The following is a 369-nucleotide window of genomic DNA, read 5'->3' as shown; positions in this document are numbered from 1 at the left end:
TCTCCAGCGCGCGCTGCGTCAGGAACTGCGCCAGCGGACCGCTGTCGAACTGGAGCGCGGTCGCCCCAAGCGGACCGGCCAGGCTGAAATTGACGGCCGGTTCGGAACCGACCAGCGCCTCGTCGCCGGGACGATAGGTCAGCGTTCCCTTCGCCGCGACTGTGCTGGTGTTGAGATCGGCCGTCACGTCGGTGGACAATGTCGCCCCAGGATTGTCGAGCTTGATCGGCGGTGCCCGCACAGTGCCGTTGGCGACAGTGAAAGCTATGTCCATGTCGCCGGCGGCGAAGCTGCCCCGCCCGGCGATCTGAGGCGCGAAGCCCGCCGTCTTTGCCGCGTCGATGTCGCGTCCGATCGCATCGGCCTTGG

General features: G+C 67.8%; 1 protein-coding gene. It reads right to left on the bottom strand.

All coding sequences use genetic code 11. The features are described 5' to 3' along the window. The coding region (locus EN786_RS36395) for an AsmA-like C-terminal region-containing protein (RefSeq protein ID WP_135910090.1) at positions 1–369 on the bottom strand (369 nt) is incomplete at both ends.

The sequence above is a fragment of the Mesorhizobium sp. M4B.F.Ca.ET.143.01.1.1 genome, from assembly GCF_004792275.1.
Classification (GTDB): domain Bacteria; phylum Pseudomonadota; class Alphaproteobacteria; order Rhizobiales; family Rhizobiaceae; genus Mesorhizobium; species Mesorhizobium abyssinicae.
The sequence above is the reverse complement of the archived record's forward strand: the minus strand, read 5'-3'. Positions and strand labels throughout refer to the sequence as shown.